A 20,283-nucleotide genomic window follows, 5' to 3' on the forward strand; every position below is an offset into this window, starting at 1 on the left:
CCGCACGACGCCCCACCACGCGTTCCCCGCCCACCACCCCAACGAGTGACACCCCACACTCCGTAACCCAGACAGGGAGCAAGACTCGGCCGCTGCGCGCCGCGGTGCACGAGGACGCGATTCCTCGCGGGCTGAAGCCCCGGGGTTCCTCGCAAAAATGAGCTGAACCCGGCAGACGAAACCCGGCAAACGCGCTCCCGCGCCACCCGGTAGGCTGCCGGTGGGCCGTGACTGGCGCGCTGGGATGGACCAACCATCGGGGAGCGGCTCGAACCGCGAGTGCCGTGCGCCTGGGCCGTCCGTACCGTGAACGCTGAACACAACGTCCGGAGGCCCCCGTGTCCGCAGAGCTCACCCCCGAGTCCGTCGCCTACCGTGCCGCGCTGCAAGCGATCCGCGCCGTCGAGCCGCGCGTCGCCGACGCCATCGGCCAGGAGGTCGCCGACCAGCGCGAGATGCTCAAGCTGATCGCCTCCGAGAACTACGCCTCCCCGGCCACCCTCCTGGCGATGGGCAACTGGTTCAGCGACAAGTACGCCGAGGGCACCGTCGGCCGCCGCTTCTACGCCGGCTGCCGCAACGTCGACACCGTCGAGTCGCTGGCCGCCGAGCACGCCCGCGAGCTCTTCGGCGCCCGGCACGCCTATGTCCAGCCGCACTCCGGCATCGACGCCAACCTCGTCGCCTTCTGGGCCGTCCTCGGCGCCCGCGTCGAGGTGCCCTTCCTGGAGAAGACCGGCGTCCGCCAGGTCAACGACCTGACCGACGCCGACTGGGCCGAGCTGCGCGGCGCCTTCGGCAACCAGCGGATGCTCGGCATGTCCCTGGACGCCGGCGGCCACCTCACCCACGGCTTCCGCCCCAACATCTCCGGCAAGATGTTCGACCAGCGCTCCTACGGCACCGACCCGGCCACCGGCCTGATCGACTACGAGGCCCTGCGCGCCTCGGCCCGCGAGTTCAAGCCGCTGATCATCGTCGCCGGCTACTCCGCGTACCCCCGACTGGTGAACTTCCGGATCATGCGCGAGATCGCCGACGAGGTCGGCGCGACCCTCATGGTCGACATGGCGCACTTCGCCGGCCTCGTCGCGGGCAAGGTGCTGACCGGCGACTTCGACCCGGTCCCGCACGCCCAGATCGTGACGACGACCACCCACAAGTCGCTGCGCGGCCCGCGCGGCGGCATGGTCCTGTGCGACGACTCCCTCAAGGACCAGGTCGACCGCGGCTGCCCGATGGTCCTCGGCGGCCCGCTCCCGCACGTCATGGCAGCCAAGGCCGTCGCCCTCGCCGAGGCCCGCCGGCCCGCGTTCCAGGACTACGCGCGGCGCATCGTCGACAACGCCCGCGCGCTCGCCGAGGGTCTGACGAAGCGCGGCGCCACCCTGGTGACCGGCGGCACGGACAACCACCTCAACCTGATCGACGTGGCGTCCTCCTACGGCCTCACCGGCCGCCAGGCCGAGGCCGCGCTCCTCGACTCCGGCATCGTCACCAACCGCAACGCCATCCCGGCCGACCCGAACGGCGCCTGGTACACCTCGGGCATCCGCGTCGGCACCCCGGCGCTCACCACCCGCGGCCTGGGCACGGCCGAGATGGACGAGGTCGCGGGCCTGATCGACCGCGTCCTGACCACCACCGAGGCCGGCACCACCAAGTCGGGCGCCCCCTCCAAGGCGGCGCACGTCCTGGACGCGAAGACCGCCGACGAGATCTCGCACCGCGCGACGGACCTGGTGGCGGGCTTCCCGCTCTACCCGGAGATCGACCTCGGCTGACGGCCGCCGACCAGGGGAACGAGCCTGCGGAGGAACCTGAGACAATGACGGGCATGGCCTCTGAACGTCCCCGCGTGCTCTCCGGTATCCAGCCGACCTCAGGCTCGTTCCACCTCGGCAACTACCTCGGTGCCGTCCGCCAGTGGGTCGACATGCAGAACACCCACGACGCGTTCTACATGGTCGTCGACCTGCACGCGATCACGGTCCCGCAGGACCCGAAGGAACTCCGCGAGAACACCCGCCTCGCCGTGGCCCAGCTTCTCGCGGCCGGACTCGACCCGGACCGCTGCACGCTGTTCGTGCAGAGCCACGTCCCCGAGCACGCCCAGCTCGGCTGGCTGATGAACTGCATCACCGGCTTCGGCGAGGCGTCCCGGATGACCCAGTTCAAGGACAAGTCCGCCAAGCAGGGCAGCGACCGCACCACCGTCGGCCTGTTCACGTACCCGATGCTGATGGTCGCCGACATCCTGCTCTACCAGGCCGACCAGGTCCCCGTCGGCGAGGACCAGCGCCAGCACCTGGAGCTGACCCGCGACCTCGCCGACCGCTTCAACCAGTCCTACGGCGACACCTTCACCGTCCCGAGCGCGTACATCCTCAAGGAGACGGCGAAGATCTACGACCTGCAGGACCCGACCGCCAAGATGAGCAAGTCGGCGGCCACCCCCAAGGGCCTGATCAACCTCCTCGACGAGCCGAAGGCCACGGCGAAGAAGGTGAAGAGCGCGGTCACCGACACCGACACGGTGATCCGCTTCGACCGCGAGCACAAGCCCGGCGTCAGCAACCTGCTGTCGATCTACTCCACCCTCACCGGTGCGACGATCCCGGAGCTGGAGCAGAAGTACGAGGGCAAGGGCTACGGCGCGCTCAAGACGGACCTCGCCGAGGTCGTCGTGGAGTTCGTCACCCCCTTCCGGGAGCGCACCCAGCAGTACCTGGACGACTCGGAGACCCTCGACGCGATCCTGGCCAAGGGAGCGGAGAAGGCGCGTGCCGTCGCTGCGGAGACCCTCGCCCGGGCGTACGACGGGCTGGGATTCCTGGCCGCCAAGCACTGAGCCGCGGCACCGTCCGGTCCACCGGCCGGACCACCGTCCGGCCAGGGCCCGGCCACTGCCTCCGCACGGGTCCCGGCATCCCCCAGTGCGCCCCGGAGCGCCGCCGTAGCGCTGCACATCACTCCGGTTGCGCCTGCCCCGGGCCCGGTCGTGGCCTTACAGTCGATATCCGGGTGTCCGACACCGCGACACACGACGAGTGACACACGACGAGTGACACGTGACGACAGGAGACGACGTGGGGACCGTAACGATCGGCGTGTCGATCGCGGTCCCGGAGCCCCACGGCAGCAAGCTCCAGCAGCTGCGCGCGGGCTTCGGCGACGCCGCTGCTCACGGCATCCCCACGCACGTCACCCTGTTGCCGCCGACCGAGGTCGACGGCGCCGCGCTGCCCGCGATCGAGGCGCACCTGGCGGAGGTGGCGGCGCGCGGCCGGCCCTTCCCGATGCGGCTGTCCGGCACCGGGACCTTCCGCCCGCTGTCGCCCGTGGTCTTCGTCCAGGTGGTCGAGGGCGCCGCGGCCTGCTCCTGGCTGCAGAAGCGCGTCCGCGACACCTCCGGGCCGGTCCCCCGCGAACTGCAGTTCCCGTACCACCCGCACGTCACCGTGGCCCACGGCATCGAGGAAGCGGCGATGGACCGCGCCTACGAGGAGCTGTCCGACTACGAGGCCCAGTGGCCCTGCACCGGCTTCGCGCTCTACGAGCAGGGCGCCGACGGGGTGTGGCGCAAGCTGCGCGAGTTCCCCTTCGGCAGCACCACGGTGCCCCCGCAGGCGGGCCGCGTGGAGAGCGGCTCCCTGCCGGTCCGCCAGCCCCTGTCCGAGGCCTCGGACGGTCTTGGGCCCCGGACGGCCCCAGGCCCCGGACGGCCTTGAGTCTCTGACGGCCTCACACCGGCAGCCGGCGGAACACCGCCCGCGGCAGGTGCCGCAGTGCCGACATCACCACGCGCAGCGCACCGGGCACCCACACGGTCTCCGAGCGGCGCCGCAGCCCCACCTCGATGGCCGTGGCGACCGCCTCGGGCGTCGTGGCGAGCGGCGCCTCCTCCAGCCCGGCGGTCATCCGCGACCGCACGAACCCGGGGCGTACGACCATGACGTGCACGCCGGTGCCGTGCAGCGCGTCGCCCAGGCCCTGCGCGAAGGCGTCCAGGCCGGCCTTGCTGGAGCCGTAGATGAAGTTGGCGCGGCGGGCCCGCTCCCCGGCCACCGAGGAGAGCACCACCAGGGAGCCGTGGCCCTGCGCCTGGAGCGCGCGGGCGCTGACCAGCCCGGCCGAGACCGCGCCGGTGTAGTTGGTCTGCGCGACCCGCACGGCGTTCAGCGGCTCGCGCTCGTCGTGTGCCTGGTCGCCCAGGACGCCGAAGGCCAGCAGGACCAGGTCGATGTCGCCCTCGGCGAAGACCTTGCCGAGCACCGCCTCGTGGGACTCGGTCTCGAGCGCGTCGAAGGTGACGGTGCGCACCTCGGCGCCGAGACCGCGCAGCTGCTCGGCGGCCTCGTCCAGGGCGGGGGAGGGGCGGCCGGCCAGCCACACGGTGCGGGTGCGGCGGGCGACCAGACGGCGCGCGGTGGCGAGCGCGATCTCGGACGTACCGCCGAGGACGAGAAGGGACTGGGGGATGCCGAAGGCGTCCTTCACGACAGCTCCTGAAGTTTGTGGAGAGGGGGCCTGAAGACGCACCTAGAGGCCGAGGCGCCGGGACAGGTCCGAGACGAACACGCCGCGCGGGTCCAGCTCCGCGCGCAGCGCGCGGAAGTCGTCCAGGCGCGGGTACATCGAGGCGAGCAGCTCCGGCCGCAGCCGGGAGTCCTTGGCGAGGTAGACCCGGCCGCCGGCCGCCGCCACCTCCTCGTCGAGGCCGTCGAGGAAGGAACCGAGCCCCGGCAGGCCCGCCGGGATGTCCAGGGCGAGGGTCCAGCCGGGCACCGGGAAGGAGAGCCAGCCCGCGTCGGCCGCCCCGAACCGCTTGAGGACGGCGAGGAAGGACGGGCAGCGGTGCTCGGCGATGCGCCGCACGATCCGGCGCAGGGCGTCCTCCCGGCCGTGCCCGACGACGAACTGGTACTGCACGAAGCCGCCGCGGCCGTAGATCCGGTTCCAGTGCGGGACCCCGTCCAGGGGGTGGAAGAAGGTGGAGATCCGCTGGAGCTGCCCGGTCCGCCCGCGGGGGGCCTTGCGGTACCAGAGCTCGTTGAACAGGCCCACCGTCGTCCGGCTGAGCAGCCCGTCCGGGACGAGGTCGGGGGCGGCCGGGAGACGGGAGGTGCGGAAGGCCAGGGGCGCCCGTCGCGCACGGGACCGGGTGGGCAGCGCGTCCAGCGGGGCGTGGTCGCCCCGGGTGAGCACCGCGCGGCCGGTCGCGGCGCCGCGCGCGAGGAGGTCGATCCAGGCGACCGAGTAGCGGTAGCGGTGGTCGCCGGACGTCAGGCGGGCCATCAGGTCGTCCAGGTCGGTGGCGCGCTCGGTGTCGACCGACATCAGCGCGGTCTCGACCGGCTGGAGCCGTACGGTCGCGGTGAGGATCACACCGGTCAGACCCATGCCGCCGGCGGTCGCGTCGAACAGCGGCGTGCCCCGGTCCACGGTGTGGACCCGGCCGTCGGCGGTGAGCAGCTCGAACGAGAGCACGTGCCGGGCGAACGACCCGGACACGTGGTGGTTCTTGCCGTGGATGTCCGCGCCGATCGCCCCGCCGACCGTCACGTAGCGGGTGCCGGGCGTCACCGGCACGAACCAGCCGAGCGGCAGCAGCACCTCCATCAGCCGGTGCAGGGAGACCCCCGCGTCACAGAGCACGGTGCCGCCGTCGACGTCGATGGCGTGGACGCGGTCCAGCGCCGTCATGTCGAGCACGGCGCCCCCCGCGTTCTGCGCGGCGTCCCCGTACGCCCGCCCCAGGCCCCTGGGGATGCCACCGCGGGCACCGCACTCCCGGACGGCGACGGCGGCCTCCTCGTACGTCCGCGGGCGGACCAGCCGGGCGGCGGTGGGCGCGGTGCGGCCCCAGCCGGTGACGGGACCCCACTCGACGTCGGGACCCCAGCCGGCGTCGGGACCCCACTCGGCGTCGGGAACGGTGTCGGCAGACATGCCGGTGACCGTATCGCCACTATGCGAACGATTAGTTCCAGAACATTCTGCCCGTCCCTGAAACGGGTGATTAATGGTATGTCGCTCGATCATGCCGGACTTCCGGAGCCGTTGGCGTGAACAGTGAGTCCACATGGACGACCTCGACATGGACCACCGGATCGTGACGGCGCTCAGAGCCTGCGGCACGGACCCGCGCGTGGCCGGTGCCGCGCGTGCCCTGTCCTGGGCCGGGGAGCACGGAGCGGTGTGGCTCGCCGCGGGCCTCGCCTCAGCCGCCGTGGACGGCACGCGGCGCGCGGCCTGGCTGCGCGGCACCGCGCTCACCGCGGGCGCGCACGTCGTCAGCATGGGCCTGAAGCGCGTCGTGCGCCGCCCGCGCCCGGCGCACGTCGTGCCCCTGGTGCGCACCGCCGGACGGCACTCCTTCCCCAGCTCCCACGCCACCTCGGCCGCGGCGGCGGCCGTCGCCTTCGGCGCGCTCGGCATCCACGCCGCCTGGCCGCTCGCCGCCGCGGTGTGCGCCTCCCGGCTGGTCACCGGCGTCCACTACCCCTCGGACGTCGCCGCGGGCGCGGCCCTGGGCGCGCTCACGGCCCGGCTCGGCGCCGGCTGGATGCGCGGAGGCACCCGTGACTGACACGGCCGTCCTGCGGCAACGCGCCCCCGAACGGCGGCGGGAGCCCGCACCGCCCCGCGGGAAGGGCCTCCTGGCCGGACTGCTCAGGACCGCGCGCCCCCGCCAGTGGGTCAAGAACGTCCTGGTGGTCGCGGCCCCGGCCGCCGCCGGTGAGCTGTTCTCCCGGCACGCGCTCACCCGGCTGGCCCTGGTCTTCGTCCTGTTCACCGCCTGCGCCGCCGCCGTCTACCTGGTCAACGACGCCCGCGACGCCGAGGCCGACCGTGCCCACCCGGTCAAACGACACCGCCCGGTCGCCGCCGGACAGGTCCCGGTGCCGGTCGCGTACGCCGTCGGCGGCGCTTTGGGCGTCCTCGCGCCCCTCGTCGCGGCCCGGCTGTGCCCAGGGCCCGTGGCGGCCCTGCTGACCGCCTACCTCGCGATGCAACTGGCGTACTGCGTCAGCCTCAAGCACGTCCTGGTCGTCGACCTCGCCGTCGTCACCACCGGCTTCCTGATGCGGGCGATGATCGGCGGACTGGCGCTCGGCATCCCCCTGTCGCGCTGGTTCCTCATCACGACCGGCTTCGGCGCGCTGTTCATGGTCGCCGCCAAGCGCTACTCCGAAGCCGTGCAGATGGCCGGCAAGGACGGTGCCACGCGCGCGCTGCTCACCGAGTACACCACCGGCTACCTCCGCTTCGTCTGGCAGCTCGCGGCCGGCGTCGCCGTCCTCGGCTACTGCATGTGGGCCATGGAGGAGGGCGGGGTCCCGCACACCAGCGTGCTGCCCTGGCGCCAGTTGTCCATGGTCGCCTTCGTCCTCGCCGTCCTGCGCTACGCCGTGTTCGCCGACCGCGGTACCGCCGGCGAACCCGAGGACGTCGTCCTGCGCGACCGGGCGCTCGCGCTGATCGGCGTGGCGTGGGTGGCGATGTACGGCCTGGCGGTGGCCAATTGGTAGCCGGACGGCGCGAACTGCTCGGCTTCGCCGCCGTCGGCCTGCTCGCCTACGCCGTCGACCTCGGCCTCTTCACCTGGCTGCGCGGCCCGGCCGGTCTCGGCCCGCTCACGGCCAAGGCCCTCTCCTTCGTCGCCGGCTGCTCCGTGGCCTACACGGGCAACGCGCTGGGCACCTACCGGCACGCCCGGCCGCGGGGCCTGCGCCCGTACGCCGTGTTCTTCGCGGTCAACGCCGCCGGAGCCGCCGTACAACTGCTGTGCCTGGCCGTCAGCCACTACGGCCTCGGACTCACCTCGCAGCGCGCCGACACGGTCTCCGGCGCGGGAATCGGCATGGTCCTGGCCACGATCCTGCGTTTCTGGGGCACAAGGACACTGGTCTTCCGCACCGGGGCAGGAACCGGTGGCACGACGGGATCATGGACCGGGGCGAGCGGGGGCAGAGTCGGATCATGGACTGGCTGAAGAAGCTCCCCGTGGTGGGACCGTGGGTGGCGCGGGGGACGACCACGCACGCGTGGCGCTCGTACGAGCGGCTGGACCGGGTGAAGTGGACGCGGCTGGCCGCCGCCATGACCTTCACCAGCTTCGTCGCGCTCTTCCCGCTGCTCAGCCTGGCCGCCGCCGTCGCCGCCGCCACACTCGACGAGGACCAGCAGGGACGGCTCCAGGACACGATCGCCGAGCAGATCCCCGGCATCGCCGACCAGCTGAACATCCAGGGCCTGATCGACAACGCCGGCACCGTCGGCCTCATCGCCGGCGCCCTGCTGCTGTTCACCGGCATCGGCTGGGTCGACGCCACCCGGGGCTGCCTGCGCGCCGTCTGGGAGCTGCCCGACGAGGAGGAGAACCCGGTGGTGCACCGGGCCAAGGACGCGGGCGTCCTCGTCGGTCTCGGCGGCGCGCTCCTGGTCACCGTCGGCATCTCCACCGTCGCCTCGGCGCTGGTCGGCTGGATCATCCGGCAGCTGGGCATCGCCGAGGGCGGCTTCGGCGGGGTGCTGCTCTACGTCGCCGCGTTCGCCGTCGCCGTGCTCGCCGACTTCCTCCTGCTGCTGTACGTCCTGACCCTGCTTCCCGGCGTCCAGCCCCCGCGCCGCCGCCTGGTGGTGGCCGCGCTGACCGGCGCGATCGGCTTCGAGCTGCTCAAGCTGCTGCTGAGCGGCTACATGCAGGGCGTCGCCGCCAAGAGCATGTACGGCGCCTTCGGCGTCCCCGTCGCCCTGCTGCTGTGGATCAACTTCACCTCGAAGCTGGTGCTGTTCTGCGCCGCCTGGACGGCGACGGGAAGCAAGGAGGAGGAGCTCCCGGAAACGGACGGCCCGGACGTCACGGGCGCGTCCGGCGACGGACCAGGTCCGGCAGCGGCCACTTCCGGTTGATCAGGAACGCGCCGCCCGCCAGCAGGACCAGCAGCCCGGCGGTGATACCGGCCGCGACACCGGCACCGCTGGTGCCGCCCGCGGCCGGGGCGCCCGCCACCGGCTTCGCACCCGCCGCGCCCTTCCCGGTGCCGCCGGCCTCCCCGGAGGCGGCCGGACCGGGTCGCGGACTCGCCTGGACGGCGCTCCTCGGCGGCACCAGCTCACCCACCGGCTCCACCTTGCCGACCGCCTGGAAACCCCAGTCGAACAGGCGGGCGGTCTCCTTGTAGACCTCGTTGTGCTCGTCCTTCTCCGGGTTCATGACCGTGACGAGCAGCACCTTGCCGCCCTGCTCGGCGACGCCTGTGAAGGTGTAGCCGGCGTTGGTGGTGTAGCCGTTCTTCACGCCCGCGATGCCCGGGTAGACGTCCACGTCCGAGTCGCCGGACAGCAGCCGGTTGGTGTTCTGGATCTCGAAGGACTCGCGGGACGTCCTGCCCTTCTTGTCCTTCTTCGTCTCGCCCGGGTACTTCGCGCGGACCGTCGAGGCGTACTCGCGGAAGTCCTTCTTCTGCAGCCCGGAGCGGGCGACGAGCGTCAGGTCGTACGCGGAGGAGACCTGCCCCGGCGCGTCGTATCCGTCGGGGCTGACCACGGTCGTGTCGAGGGCCTGGAGCTCCTCGGCGTGCTCGTTCATGTCCTCGACGGTCTTGTCGACACCGCCGTTCATCGCGGACAGCACGCGCACCGCGTCGTTGCCGGACCGCAGGAAGACACCGAGCCACAGGTCGTGGACGGTGTAGGTCTCCTCCTCCTTGATCCCGACCATGCTGGAGCCGGCGCCGATGCCCGCGAGGTCCGAGGGGACGACCTTGTGCTCGGTCGTCTTCGGCCACTTCGGCAGCAGCGTGTCGGCGAACAGCATCTTCAGCGTGCTCGCCGGGGCCAGCCGCCAGTGCGCGTTGTGCGCGGCGAGCACGTCGCCGGACTCGGCGTCGGCCACGATCCACGAGCGGGCGGTGAGGTCCTTCGGCAGCACGGGCGCCCCGCCCGCCAGGTCCACCTGCGTCCCGGGCTTGCCGAGCCGCGCGCCGCCCACGGCCGACATCGACGCGGGCGGAGTGGCCGAGGGACTGGCCGACGGGTCCGCCGTGGGGCTCGGGGCGGCGAGCGCGGTGGGCGTGAGGAGCGCGAGAGCGGTCAGGGCGGCGGAGGTGACCAACAGGGATCGCCTGACGGCCTTGTGGGGTGCGGGCACGAGCGAGAACGTACCTCCCGGGAGCGGCACACTCCCACCCCCCTCCCCACCCCGGGCACGGATCCGGACACGGGGCGGCGATACTGAAGGCATGAAGCTCAGCCGCCCCGTCTCCTGGTTCCTGCTCGCTTTCGGGGTGTGGAGCTGGATCATCTGGATCACTTTCGTCAAAAATCTGATCAAGGACAGCAGTGGGCTCGCCTTCGAGGACGGCGACCCCACGGCGTACTTCTGGGTGCACCTGCTGCTCGCCGTCGTCTCCTTCGTATTGGGGACGGTCGTCGGGGTCATCGGGTTGCGTTCGGTGCGCGTGCTGCGCCGAAGGTCATAGACGTCAAGGACGTCACAACCGAGGGGATACGACGGCATGGTGGTCGTCTTCGCGCTTGTCGCGGTGGCAGTGGTGAGCGTGCTCGTGGCGGCCAACTGGTACGTGTGGCGGCGTCTTTTCCGCGACACGACCCGGGGCCCCGGCCCCGCGCGCCGTATCGGCGCGGCGGTGATCGCCGGAGGCTGGTTGCTGGCGGTCGGCACGATGGTCGCCGGGCGCGCGGGCGCGCCCTTCTGGCTCGAACGCGTCCTGGCCTGGCCGGGCTACCTGTGGCTGGCCCTGTCCCTCTACCTGCTGCTGGCGGTGCTCGTGGGCGAGGCCGTCCGGCCGCTGCTGCGGCGGTTCCTGGAGCGGCGGGCGGCCGGGCGGCGGGCGGCCGCGGAGCCGGAGCCGACGCCGCGGCCGCTGAGCGCCCCGGCCGTCGACACGGAGCGCATACCGGCCGGAACGGCCCCGCCCAAGCCGGCCGAGGAGTCCGGAACGGGCGAGGAGCCCGGAACAGCCGGTAAGCCCGGAGCACCCGGGAAGACCGAGGCAGCCGGGGCTGAGGCACCCGGAGCACCCGGTGCGCCGGCCTCCGGCGCCGCCGACGGCGGCGCGTCCGAGAGCCCTCTCGCCCTCCCCTCCCGCCGTCTCTTCGTCTCCCGCGTCGTCGCCGGTGCCGCCGCCGCGGCGGCCGTCGGGACGGTCGGCTTCGGGACGTACGGCGTGCTGAACGGCCCGACGGTGAAGCGGGTCACCGTGCCGCTGGCCAAGCTCCCGCGCGCGGCGCACGGTTTCCGCGTCGCCGTGGTCAGCGACGTCCACCTCGGCCCGGTGCTCGGCCGGAGCTTCGCGCAGACGGTCGTCGACACGATCAACTCCACGCAGCCCGACCTCATCGCCGTGGTCGGCGACCTGGTGGACGGCAGCGTGAAGGACCTCGGCCCGGCGGCGGCCCCGCTGGCGCGGCTGAAGGCCCGGCACGGCACGTACTTCGTCACCGGCAACCACGAGTACTTCTCGGGCGCCGAGCAGTGGGTCGACGAGGTACGGCGGCTCGGCATGCTCCCGCTGGAGAACGCCCGTACCGAGCTGCCCCACTTCGACCTCGCCGGCGTCAACGACGTGGCGGGCGAGGACGAGGGCCAGGGCCCCGACTACGCCAAGGCCCTCGGCGACCGGGACCGGACGCGCGCGTGCGTGCTCCTCGCCCACCAGCCGGTGCAGATCCACGACGCCGTCGACCACGGTGTCGACCTCCAGCTCTCCGGCCACACCCACGGCGGCCAGCTCTGGCCCGGCAACCTCCTCGCCGGCCTCGCCAACCCCACCGTCGCGGGCCTGGAGCGCTACGGCGACACCCAGCTGTACGTCAGCCGCGGCGCGGGCGCCTGGGGCCCGCCCACGCGCGTGGGGGCGGAGTCGGACATCACGGTGATCGAGCTGGCCTCGCTGGAGGCCTAGGGCCTGCCCTGCGGGCCCTCCCCGGGTGCGTCGTCCCCAGGGGTGTCCTCGGGGGCGCACCCGGGGGTGTCCTCGGGAACGTCCCCGGGGGGCGCCGTCCGCCTCGCCGGGTCCGGGAGGGCCCTGGTCATCCCGGGCAGGAAGTCCGTGAACAGTTCGTGGACTTCGCGCACCAGCGGGCGCAGCACCCGGAAACGGGCCAGCGCGACGCCCCGCGCGGTGAGCCGGGCGCCGCGTTCGGCGAGGCGGTAGCTGCGCTCGCGCCCCTCCGTGCGGTCGAAGATCCAGTACAGGACGAGGCCCATCTGGGAGAGCCACATCAGCTCCGGAAGGATGTCGCGCAGCTCCGCGGGCACCTTGGTCCTCGCCCCGGAGAGCACCTGCCGGTGGACGCCGATGGCCTCCACGCGCGCGTGCTCCGACTCCGGGGAGAAGGGGCTGAGCGGGCTGTCCGGGTCGGCCGCGTTCTTGAAGAACTGCACCGCGAACTCGTGGTACGGCGTCGCGATGTCCAGCCAGACCTTCAGCACGCCCGCCAGCCGTGCCTCCAGGTCGGTCTCCCGGGCCAGGACCTCCCGGACCGCCGCCTGGTGCTCGGCGGCGATCCGGTCGTAGAAGCCCTGGATCAGGTGCTCCTTGCCGGCGAAGTAGTAGTACGCGTTGCCGACGGAGACCCCGGCCTCCTGGGCGATGGCCCGCATGGTCGTCCGGTCGTAGCCGCGTTCCTGGAAGAGCCGCATGGCCGTCTCCAGGATCAGCGCGCGGGTCTGCTCGGACTTGCTGAGGGGGGCTCCGTCATCGGGGCCGTCGTTCTTCGCAGGCACGGGATGGAGCCTAACGACTGGCACAGGTGCCGTCGTCGCAGCCCGGTCCGGTGTACAGCCATCCCCTGCCGGGTTCGTACGCCCACCCGTCGGCCCGGCGGTAGGCCCGGCCGCCGAACTGCCCGCCCCGCCACTTGGCGGCGGCCAGGACGGCGCCCCGGGCCAGCACGGCCCCGGTGGGCGTGCTGAGCCGGTGGGCGAGCGGGCGGTGCTCGCGCAGCGCCCACAGGACGACGACCCAGGCGGCGGCACCCCGGTAGACCTGACCGGCGTCGCCCACGACGGTGACCTCGTCGAGGGTGGTGGCGTGGTCGAGGCCGGGGAAGCGCCGGTGCGCCTCGTCGGACCCGGCCGGGACCAGCTCCAGCGGCACCAGCCGCCGCTGCCGCAGCAGCCAGTCCCGTACGTGGGCGCACAGGGAGCACTCGGCGTCGTAGAGGACGGTGAGCCGGCGTACCGGGGTGCCGGCCGTCGCGGGAGCGGGTGACGTCCACGACGCCGGTGAGGTCGCTGCCGTCCGTGACATCGGCTCAGGCACCGGCCGTCGGGGCCACCCAGCCCTGCGGCGGGACCGGCGGGATCTGCTCCCGTTCCATCATCCCGCGCCGCCGGATCCGGTTGAGGACGTACACGTTGCCCAGGTGCATCACGCCGAGCACCAGGAGCACCACGCCCACCTTGGTCGAGAGCGCCTCGAAGATCTGGCGGGTGTCGGCGATGGTCTCGTCGCCGCTCAGGTAGAGGGCGACGAAGCCGAGGTTGACGAGGTAGAAGCCGACCACCAGAAGGTGGTTGACGGCGTCGGCGAGCTTCTCGTTGCCGTGCAGTACATCGGCGAGGAAGACCCGGCCGTTGCGGCTGAGCGTGCGGGCCACCCAGATGGTCAGACCGATGCTGACCAGCAGGTAGATGACGTAGGCGATGACGGTGCGGTCCATGCCCCACCCCTCCTTGAACGCGTTCAAAACGCTGACAGGAGAGACTGTAGACCTGCTTTTGAACGTGTTCAACTCGCGGCCGGAGTGGTCCGCGTCACGGGCGGCGGCCCAGCTCCGGCCGCTTGGAGTAGTCCGTGAGGCCGATGACGTTGCCCCACGGGTCGGCGAACTCGACGGTCCAGCCGGTGGCGACGGGGAACGGCTCGTCGAGCGGCTCCACCCCCGCCTCGCGCAGGGCCCGGGCCGCGACGCGGGCGTCCGGCACCTCCAGCCACACCCGCGCCGACGGCCACGGCGGCGGCCGCCGCCCGAACTCCTCCTCCACCCGCAGCAGGATGCCCGGCGTCTCGCCGCCGGCCTTCAGCAGCGCGATCCCGGCCTCGTCGAGGCGGAAGGCGGCCGGGAAGCCGGCCCGCTCGTAGAAGCCGACGGCCTCGCCGAGGTCCCCGACGGGCAGCAGCACGTTGTCGAACCCGAGCAGTTCGTACGACTCATGATCTGACATGACGTCACATTAGGTGCGTACGGCGCGAAGTGGGGTGCACCCGCTGCGGTGCGGCGGCCGGGTCACCCGCCCGGGCGGACGGCCGTTCCCGGGGTCCGGCTTCTCTTTGCCCGCCGAGTCCTACAGTATGACCGGCAGTTTCCCGTACCTTCCAGGAGTGACACCACCGTGAGCGAGCAGCCGCAGCAGCCGTCCCAGCCGCCCGGTTACGGCTACCCGAACCAGGCCCCCGGCGCGGCCGACAAGGCCGGCCCCTACGGCTACCCCCAGGGTGGCCCCCAGCAGACCCCCGGCGGCTACCAGCAGCCGGGGTACCAGCAGCCCGGCTACCAGCAGCCCCCCGGCGGCTACCAGACCCCCGGGTACCAGCAGGCGCCCGGCTACTACGGCGGCGGCGACCCCAACGCGCTCTACGGCTACGACCCCTACGGGCGCCCGTACTCCGAGAAGTCGAAGATAGTCGCCGGCGTCCTCCAGCTCTTCCTCGGCAGCTTCGGCATCGGCCGCTTCTACGTCGGCAACGTCGGCATGGGCATAGCCCAGCTGTTCACCTGCGGCGGCCTCGGCATCTGGGCGCTGGTCGACGCCATCATGTACCTCGTCAGCAACGACCGTACGGACGCCCAGGGGCGGATCCTGCGTGGCTGACGCGGTCCCTCCCGCGCCACCCGCCGGGCGGCGCCTGCCGTGGCATCCCGCGGCGGCACCCCTCGCGGTGCTCGTCGCGGGCGCCGCGGGCGCCGGGTACCTGTGGTTCACCGACCCGCACGAGTCCGGCCACCTGCTGCCCCGGTGCCCGTTCCGGTTCGTCACGGGACTGCTCTGTCCGGCCTGCGGCGGCACCCGCATGACGTACGACCTGATGCACGGTCACTTCGCCGCGGCCTGGCTGGACAACCGCGCCCTGCTGCTCGCCGCGCCGTTCGCGCTGGCGCTGTGGGGCCGCTGGACGGTGGAGGGCCTGCGCGGCCGCTCCTGGCGGCCCCGGATCGCCCCGTGGGCCCAAGCGCTGATCCTGGTGACGGCGGTGGCCTGGACGGTGGCCCGCAACCTCGTCTGAGGCACCGTGGCTTCGTGCCGCTCCGGCGCGGTGCCGCTCCAGCGCCGTGCCGCCGGGGCGCCGGCCGGCAGATCACGGAATGGGAACGTTAGATCGAATCCACTCCCACTGGCCCCACCCGTTTCTCTATGCTCCTCACGCACAGGGGGGACGGCCACGCCATCGCGTGGGCCGCCGTGCACGGTCGGTGTGCGATCAGCGGAGTTCCTTCCTGGGCCGCCGGGCCATCCGTCCCGGCCCGTCCCACATCTCCCCAGGAGCACCATCATGACCGTCCCCCCGAACCCCGCCGCTCCCTACGGCTTCGACCCGCAGGGCCGCCCGTACTCCGAGAAGTCGAAGATAGTCGCCGGTATCCTCCAGCTCTTCCTGGGCACCCTGGGCATCGGCCGCTTCTACGTCGGTTCCGTCGGCGTCGGTGTCGCCCAGCTGCTGACCTGCGGTGGCCTGGGCTTCTGGGCGCTGATCGACGGCATCATGTTCCTGGTCAGCAAGGACCGCACCGACAAGGAAGGCCGCGTGCTGCGCGGCTGACGCCGCCGCACGGTCTCGTCGCGAAGCGGAACGGCCGAGGGCCCCGATCGAGTCGATCGGGGCCCTCGGCCGTACGCACGGCGGGTGCGGGTCAGAAGCGGCGCGTGATGAGCGCTCGCTTCACCTCCGCGATCGCCTTGGTGACCTCGATACCGCGCGGGCAGGCGTCCGTGCAGTTGAAGGTCGTGCGGCAGCGCCAGACGCCGTCGCGGTCGTTGAGGATCTCCAGCCGCTGCTCGCCGGCCTCGTCACGCGAGTCGAAGATGAAGCGGTGGGCGTTGACGATGGCCGCCGGGCCGAAGTACTGCCCGTCGTTCCAGAACACCGGGCACGAGGACGTGCAGGCGGCGCACAGGATGCACTTCGTCGTGTCGTCGAAGCGCTCGCGGTCCTCGGCCGTCTGGAGGCGCTCACGCGTCGGCTCGTTGGTGTCCTTCGTGATCAGGAAGGGCATCACGTCCCGGTACGCCTGGAAGAACGGCTCCATGTCGACGACCAGGTCCTTGAGGACCGTCAGGCCCTTTATGGCCTCGACCGTGATCGGCTTCTCGGGGCTGAGGTCCTTGATCAGCGTCTTGCAGGCGAGCCGGTTCTTGCCGTTGATCCGCATGGCGTCCGACCCGCAGATGCCGTGCGCGCAGGAACGGCGGAAGGTGAGGCTTCCGTCGAGGTCCCACTTGATCTTGTGCAGCGCGTCCAGGACGCGCTCCTTCGGGTCGATCTCCAGCTGGAAGTCTTCCCACGCCGCCTCGGCCGAGACCTCCGGGTTGAACCGGCGGACGCGGAAGGTGACCGTGATGTACGGGGAGTCGGCGAAACCGGGCTCGGGGGCCTTGTCGCTCTTCTCCATGACAGGGGTAGCCATCAGTACTTACGCTCCATCGGCTGGTAGCGGGTCTGGACGACCGGCTTGTAGTCGAGCCGGATGGACTCGGCGCCGTCGTCGCCCACCTCGCGGTACGCCATGGTGTGGCGCATGAAGTTGACGTCGTCGCGGTTGGGGTAGTCCTCGCGGTAGTGACCGCCGCGCGACTCCTTGCGGGCGAGGGCGGACACCGCCATGACCTCGGCCAGGTCGAGCAGGTTGCCCAGCTCGACGGCTTCCAGCAGGTCGGTGTTGAAGCGCCGGCCCTTGTCCTGGATCGCCACGTTCTTGTAGCGGGCGCGCAGTTCGGCGAGCTTCTCCACGGCCGTCTTGATCGTCTGCTCGGTGCGGAAGACCATGACGTTGGCGTCCATGGTCTCCTGCAGCTCACGACGGATCGTGGCCACCCGCTCCGTGCCGGTGGAGTTGCGCAGCCGCTCGATCTGCTCGACGACCAGGGACTCCGGGTCCTCGGGCAGCTCGACGAAGTCCGCCTTCTGCGCGTACTCCGCGGCGGCGATGCCCGCCCGCTTGCCGAAGACGTTGATGTCCAGCAGCGAGTTGGTGCCCAGGCGGTTGGCGCCGTGCACCGACACGCAGGCGACCTCGCCGGCCGCGTACAGGCCCGGGACGACGGTGGTGTTGTCCCTGAGGACCTCACCCTCGACGTTGGTCGGGATGCCGCCCATCGCGTAGTGCGCCGTCGGCTGGATCGGGATCGGGTCCGTGTAGGGCTCGATGCCGAGGTAGGTCCGCGCGAACTCCGTGATGTCGGGCAGCTTGGCGTCCAGCTGCTCCGGCGGGAGGTGGGTGAGGTCCAGGTAGACGTGGTCGCCCTCGGGACCGCAGCCGCGGCCCTCGCGGATCTCCGTGTAGATGGAGCGGGAGACGACGTCGCGGGAGGCGAGGTCCTTCATGACCGGCGCGTACTTCTCCATGAAGCGCTCGCCGTCCTTGTTGCGGAGGATGCCGCCCTCACCGCGGGCGCCCTCCGTCAGCAGGATGCCCATGCGCCAGATGCCGGTCGGGTGGAACTGGAAGAACTCCATGTCCTCCAGCGGCAGCCCGCGCCGGTACACGGCCGCCTGGCCGTCACCGGTCAGCGTGTGCGCGTTGGACGTCACCTTGAAGAACTTGCCGGTGCCGCCGGACGCGTAGATCACGGACTTCGCCTGGAAGACGTGGATCTCGCCGGTGGCCAGCTCGTAGGCGACCACACCGGCGGACTTCTTGACGCCGTCGACCTCGGTGATCAGCTGGTCCAGGACGTAGAACTCGTTGAAGAACTCCACGCCCTCCTTGACACAGTTCTGGTAGAGCGTCTGGAGGATCATGTGACCGGTGCGGTCGGCCGCGTAGCAGGACCGGCGGACCGGGGCCTCGCCGTGGTTGCGGCTGTGACCGCCGAAGCGGCGCTGGTCGATCGTGCCGTTCGGCGTCCGGTTGAACGGCAGGCCCATCTTCTCCAGGTCGAGGACCGAGTCGATGGCCTCCTTCGCCAGGATCTCGGCGGCGTCCTGGTCGACCAGGTAGTCACCGCCCTTGACCGTGTCGAAGGTGTGCCACTCCCAGTTGTCCTCCTCCACGTTGGCCAGCGCGGCGGCCATGCCGCCCTGCGCCGCGCCGGTGTGGGAGCGGGTGGGGTAGAGCTTCGTCAGGACGGCGGTGCGGCTGCGCTTCGTCGACTCGATGGCCGCGCGCATGCCGGCGCCACCGGCGCCGACGATGACGGTGTCGTACTTGTGTACCTTCATGATTTTCGCAGCCCCGTGCCTAGCGGATGTTCGGGTCGAAGGTGAAGATCACCAGCGTGCCCAGCAGGATGGTGAACACCGTGGCGGTGTAGAGCAGGCCCTTGAGCCACAGCCGGGTGTTCGGACGCTCCGCGTAGTCGTTGATGACCGTGCGCAGGCCGTTCGCGCCGTGCAGCATCGCCAGCCAGAGCATCAGCAGGTCCCAGACCTGCCAGAACGGCGAGGCCCAGCGGCCGGCCACGAAGGCGAAGCCGATCTTCGAGACGCCGCCGTCCAGCACCAGCTGGATGAGCAGGTGCCCGATGACCAGGACGACCAGCACGACGCCGGACAGGCGCATGAACAGCCAGGCGGCCATCTCGAAGTTGCCCCGCGTGGACTTCGGGGTCTTCTTGGTGCGCTGGCGCGGGGCTTCGATCAGCGGCGCGGGGTTGTCGACCGAGTACACGGACGCGCCCTCGACGGGGCCGACCCCGGACGTGGTGGTTTCAGCGGTAGACATGCGCGTCAGCTCCCGAACAGTTCACGAGCGGCGTGGCCGAGCACGGGGTAGATCGCCCCGATCATCAGCACGAGCCACAGGCCGACAACGGTCCAGAGCATCTGCTTCTGGTAGCGGGCGCCCTTGACCCAGAAGTCGACGGCGATGACGCGCAGGCCGTTGAGCGCGTGGAAGAGGATGGCGGCGACGAGGCCGTACTCCAGCAGCGCGACGATCGGCGTTTTGTACGTGGCCACGACGGTGTCGTAGGCCTCGGGGGACACACGGACGAGAGCGGTGTCCAGCACGTGGACGAACAGGAAGAAGAAAATGAGGACGCCGGTGACTCGATGAGCCACCCATGACCACATTCCTTCCCGGCCGCGGTACAGCGTTCCAGCCGGCACGGAAGTTTCCTCCGGGAGCGGGGATTGGGGCCGCGCCGGCTTTCCTTGTCGGTCGGGCCCGGCCGGGTACGGTCCACCGGCCCCCAGCATCGTAGCGACGGTTGCCCGCGGCGCTTACGGGGGGCCCGCCTGTGTGATCAAAGTTGCACTCAAAGGAGCAGTCGGAAGGCGGCGGGGCGGCTCAGAGGGTGGGGCTTTGGGTGGTTTGCCGGGTGTGGGGCGTCGGTGGCCGGCCGAGCCCGCGCGACGGAGCCGCTGAGGTCACGGCCGCACGCCCCTGGAGGTCACGGCCCCGCGCGCCCCTGAAGGGCGTCGGGCAGCCTGCCTCTCGCGAGGCGCCTCAGTTCATCGGCCGCGACCTGGCGTTCCTCCTCCGGATCGTTTGCCAATCGTGACCGGATGCCTTCGAGTACATGGTCGAGGGCGTCGTTCGCGGGCATGCCGTCCAGGCAGATGACGAACGCGTGTCCGAAGCGGCTCTCGTAGGCCGCGGTGGCCGCGCTCAGGGCCGTGTGCGCCGCCGCGTACGTGTCCTTGGGCAGGGCGGGCAGCGCCTCCGTCGCCAGTGCCTCCGTCAGGTCCTGCGGGGAGAGGTCGTACGCCGCCTCGTCCACCGCGGCCAGCAGGGCGGGCAGGTCCGGGTAGGGGCGGTGGGCGATGAGGCGACGGGCCCAGTGATGGCTGTTCAGGCAGGTGAGCAGGGCCTGGACGGCCTCGTCGGCGGGGGCGGTGTTGAAGCGCTCCAGTGAGGAGGCGGTTACCGGTGCGGCGCGTGTTTGCGTCGGTACCGGTATGGCCACTCGGCCGGGGAGGTCTGGGAGACGGTGCGCAGGCAGCGTGGGTCCTCGTGGGCTTCACGTGTGTGTCGGCAGGGGATTGTGCGAAAGGTGTGGCGTCACGTTATCGAGTGACGGCATGACGTGTCCGGCCGATGCCCCAATTTCACCCGAACGGGAGAGTTTCAGAACATGTGGTGGAC

The 20,283-nt window shown here is 71.6% G+C and carries 24 protein-coding genes and 1 riboswitch; of the genes, 12 read left to right on the top strand and 12 right to left on the bottom strand.

Annotated features, from left to right (window positions below; all coding sequences use genetic code 11):
• Nucleotides 1-217 precede the first annotated feature (217 nt).
• Nucleotides 218-303, top strand: a riboswitch (ZMP/ZTP riboswitch).
• A gap of 35 nt (nucleotides 304-338) precedes the next feature.
• The 3 genes from ACH4NX_RS15400 to ACH4NX_RS15410 all read left to right on the top strand — a co-directional run bounded on the left by ACH4NX_RS15400 (nucleotide 339) and on the right by ACH4NX_RS15410 (nucleotide 3,731).
• Nucleotides 339-1,784 carry a glycine hydroxymethyltransferase gene (locus ACH4NX_RS15400; RefSeq protein ID WP_351401238.1) on the top strand — a complete coding sequence of 482 codons (1,446 nt, stop codon included), beginning with the start codon at nucleotides 339-341 and terminating at the stop codon, nucleotides 1,782-1,784.
• Nucleotides 1,785-1,837: 53 nt separating this feature from the next.
• Nucleotides 1,838-2,851 carry a tryptophan--tRNA ligase gene (trpS, locus tag ACH4NX_RS15405; protein ID WP_351401235.1) on the top strand — a complete coding sequence of 338 codons (1,014 nt, stop codon included), beginning with the start codon at nucleotides 1,838-1,840 and terminating at the stop codon, nucleotides 2,849-2,851.
• A 238-nt stretch (nucleotides 2,852-3,089) separates the two neighbouring features.
• Nucleotides 3,090-3,731 (top strand): 2'-5' RNA ligase family protein, encoded by a 642-nt coding sequence (locus ACH4NX_RS15410; RefSeq protein ID WP_351401233.1) that lies wholly within the window; start codon nucleotides 3,090-3,092, stop codon nucleotides 3,729-3,731.
• A 13-nt stretch (nucleotides 3,732-3,744) separates the two neighbouring features.
• Here the strand turns inward: ACH4NX_RS15410 and ACH4NX_RS15415 are convergent, their stop codons facing one another.
• Nucleotides 3,745-4,500: a decaprenylphospho-beta-D-erythro-pentofuranosid-2-ulose 2-reductase gene (locus tag ACH4NX_RS15415; RefSeq protein ID WP_351401231.1), complete on the bottom strand. Its 756-nt coding sequence runs from the start codon at nucleotides 4,498-4,500 to the stop codon at nucleotides 3,745-3,747.
• A gap of 42 nt (nucleotides 4,501-4,542) precedes the next feature.
• Nucleotides 4,543-5,952 carry an FAD-binding protein gene (locus ACH4NX_RS15420; RefSeq protein WP_398127138.1) on the bottom strand — a complete coding sequence of 470 codons (1,410 nt, stop codon included), beginning with the start codon at nucleotides 5,950-5,952 and terminating at the stop codon, nucleotides 4,543-4,545.
• A 133-nt stretch (nucleotides 5,953-6,085) separates the two neighbouring features.
• Between ACH4NX_RS15420 and ACH4NX_RS15425 the strand changes: the two genes are divergently transcribed.
• The 4 genes from ACH4NX_RS15425 to ACH4NX_RS15440 are packed head-to-tail and all read left to right on the top strand — an operon-like array spanning nucleotide 6,086 to nucleotide 8,919.
• The gene (locus tag ACH4NX_RS15425) at nucleotides 6,086-6,592 is read left to right on the top strand and encodes a phosphatase PAP2 family protein (protein ID WP_398127139.1); all 507 of its coding nucleotides are present in this window, start codon (nucleotides 6,086-6,088) and stop codon (nucleotides 6,590-6,592) included.
• Nucleotides 6,585-7,535 carry a decaprenyl-phosphate phosphoribosyltransferase gene (locus ACH4NX_RS15430; protein WP_398127140.1) on the top strand — a complete coding sequence of 317 codons (951 nt, stop codon included), beginning with the start codon at nucleotides 6,585-6,587 and terminating at the stop codon, nucleotides 7,533-7,535. The genes ACH4NX_RS15425 and ACH4NX_RS15430 overlap by 8 nt, the downstream gene beginning before the upstream one ends.
• Nucleotides 7,529-7,999, top strand: coding sequence for a GtrA family protein (locus ACH4NX_RS15435; protein ID WP_351401222.1), 471 nt, complete (start codon nucleotides 7,529-7,531; stop codon nucleotides 7,997-7,999). The genes ACH4NX_RS15430 and ACH4NX_RS15435 overlap by 7 nt, the downstream gene beginning before the upstream one ends.
• Nucleotides 7,987-8,919, top strand: a complete 933-nt coding sequence (locus ACH4NX_RS15440; protein WP_398127141.1) for a YihY/virulence factor BrkB family protein — start codon at nucleotides 7,987-7,989, stop codon at nucleotides 8,917-8,919. Before ACH4NX_RS15435 ends, ACH4NX_RS15440 begins: the two co-directional genes overlap by 13 nt.
• Here ACH4NX_RS15440 and ACH4NX_RS15445 read toward each other — a convergent pair.
• Complete coding sequence (locus ACH4NX_RS15445; protein ID WP_351401218.1) at nucleotides 8,867-10,159, bottom strand: D-alanyl-D-alanine carboxypeptidase; 1,293 nt, start codon at nucleotides 10,157-10,159, stop codon at nucleotides 8,867-8,869. The genes ACH4NX_RS15440 and ACH4NX_RS15445 overlap by 53 nt on opposite strands.
• 91 nt (nucleotides 10,160-10,250) lie before the next feature.
• Here ACH4NX_RS15445 and ACH4NX_RS15450 point away from each other — a divergent pair, with 91 nt between their 5' ends.
• A complete protein-coding gene (locus ACH4NX_RS15450; RefSeq protein WP_114530105.1) occupies nucleotides 10,251-10,490 on the top strand; it encodes an SCO4848 family membrane protein in 240 nt (79 codons plus the stop codon).
• A gap of 36 nt (nucleotides 10,491-10,526) precedes the next feature.
• Nucleotides 10,527-11,936 (top strand): metallophosphoesterase, encoded by a 1,410-nt coding sequence (locus ACH4NX_RS15455; protein ID WP_351401216.1) that lies wholly within the window; start codon nucleotides 10,527-10,529, stop codon nucleotides 11,934-11,936.
• Here ACH4NX_RS15455 and ACH4NX_RS15460 read toward each other — a convergent pair.
• The 4 genes from ACH4NX_RS15460 to ACH4NX_RS15475 all read right to left on the bottom strand — a co-directional run bounded on the left by ACH4NX_RS15460 (nucleotide 11,933) and on the right by ACH4NX_RS15475 (nucleotide 14,203).
• Nucleotides 11,933-12,760 carry a TetR/AcrR family transcriptional regulator gene (locus tag ACH4NX_RS15460; protein WP_398127142.1) on the bottom strand — a complete coding sequence of 276 codons (828 nt, stop codon included), beginning with the start codon at nucleotides 12,758-12,760 and terminating at the stop codon, nucleotides 11,933-11,935. The genes ACH4NX_RS15455 and ACH4NX_RS15460 overlap by 4 nt on opposite strands.
• Before the next feature lie 10 nt (nucleotides 12,761-12,770).
• Nucleotides 12,771-13,286, bottom strand: a complete 516-nt coding sequence (locus tag ACH4NX_RS15465) for a thiol-disulfide oxidoreductase DCC family protein (RefSeq protein ID WP_398127143.1) — start codon at nucleotides 13,284-13,286, stop codon at nucleotides 12,771-12,773.
• 4 nt (nucleotides 13,287-13,290) lie between these two features.
• The gene (locus ACH4NX_RS15470; protein WP_398127144.1) at nucleotides 13,291-13,698 is read right to left on the bottom strand and encodes a hypothetical protein; all 408 of its coding nucleotides are present in this window, start codon (nucleotides 13,696-13,698) and stop codon (nucleotides 13,291-13,293) included.
• Nucleotides 13,699-13,792: 94 nt separating this feature from the next.
• On the bottom strand, nucleotides 13,793-14,203 hold the full coding sequence (locus tag ACH4NX_RS15475; RefSeq protein WP_351401207.1) for a VOC family protein: 411 nt from the start codon (nucleotides 14,201-14,203) through the stop codon (nucleotides 13,793-13,795).
• A 168-nt stretch (nucleotides 14,204-14,371) separates the two neighbouring features.
• Between ACH4NX_RS15475 and ACH4NX_RS15480 the strand changes: the two genes are divergently transcribed.
• The 3 genes from ACH4NX_RS15480 (at nucleotide 14,372) to ACH4NX_RS15490 (ending at nucleotide 15,797) form a co-directional block, all read left to right on the top strand.
• Complete coding sequence (locus tag ACH4NX_RS15480; RefSeq protein WP_351401205.1) at nucleotides 14,372-14,851, top strand: NINE protein; 480 nt, start codon at nucleotides 14,372-14,374, stop codon at nucleotides 14,849-14,851.
• Complete coding sequence (locus ACH4NX_RS15485; RefSeq protein WP_351401202.1) at nucleotides 14,844-15,263, top strand: DUF2752 domain-containing protein; 420 nt, start codon at nucleotides 14,844-14,846, stop codon at nucleotides 15,261-15,263. The genes ACH4NX_RS15480 and ACH4NX_RS15485 overlap by 8 nt, the downstream gene beginning before the upstream one ends.
• A 267-nt stretch (nucleotides 15,264-15,530) precedes the next feature.
• Complete coding sequence (locus tag ACH4NX_RS15490) at nucleotides 15,531-15,797, top strand: TM2 domain-containing protein (protein ID WP_351401200.1); 267 nt, start codon at nucleotides 15,531-15,533, stop codon at nucleotides 15,795-15,797.
• 91 nt (nucleotides 15,798-15,888) lie between these two features.
• Here the strand turns inward: ACH4NX_RS15490 and ACH4NX_RS15495 are convergent, their stop codons facing one another.
• The 5 genes from ACH4NX_RS15495 to ACH4NX_RS15515 form a co-directional block, all read right to left on the bottom strand.
• A complete protein-coding gene (locus ACH4NX_RS15495; RefSeq protein ID WP_351401198.1) occupies nucleotides 15,889-16,662 on the bottom strand; it encodes a succinate dehydrogenase iron-sulfur subunit in 774 nt (257 codons plus the stop codon).
• The gene (gene sdhA, locus ACH4NX_RS15500; protein WP_351401196.1) at nucleotides 16,662-18,416 is read right to left on the bottom strand and encodes a succinate dehydrogenase flavoprotein subunit; all 1,755 of its coding nucleotides are present in this window, start codon (nucleotides 18,414-18,416) and stop codon (nucleotides 16,662-16,664) included. Before sdhA ends, ACH4NX_RS15495 begins: the two co-directional genes overlap by 1 nt.
• Before the next feature lie 19 nt (nucleotides 18,417-18,435).
• Nucleotides 18,436-18,918 (bottom strand): succinate dehydrogenase hydrophobic membrane anchor subunit, encoded by a 483-nt coding sequence (locus ACH4NX_RS15505; protein WP_351401194.1) that lies wholly within the window; start codon nucleotides 18,916-18,918, stop codon nucleotides 18,436-18,438.
• Nucleotides 18,919-18,923: 5 nt separating this feature from the next.
• Complete coding sequence (sdhC, locus tag ACH4NX_RS15510; protein WP_279560220.1) at nucleotides 18,924-19,304, bottom strand: succinate dehydrogenase, cytochrome b556 subunit; 381 nt, start codon at nucleotides 19,302-19,304, stop codon at nucleotides 18,924-18,926.
• 284 nt (nucleotides 19,305-19,588) lie between these two features.
• Nucleotides 19,589-20,104: a 2-oxo-4-hydroxy-4-carboxy-5-ureidoimidazoline decarboxylase gene (locus ACH4NX_RS15515; RefSeq protein WP_398127145.1), complete on the bottom strand. Its 516-nt coding sequence runs from the start codon at nucleotides 20,102-20,104 to the stop codon at nucleotides 19,589-19,591.
• Nucleotides 20,105-20,283: the final 179 nt, after the last annotated feature.

This window comes from Streptomyces sp. NPDC017225, from assembly GCF_044331465.1.
GTDB lineage: Bacteria > Actinomycetota > Actinomycetes > Streptomycetales > Streptomycetaceae > Streptomyces.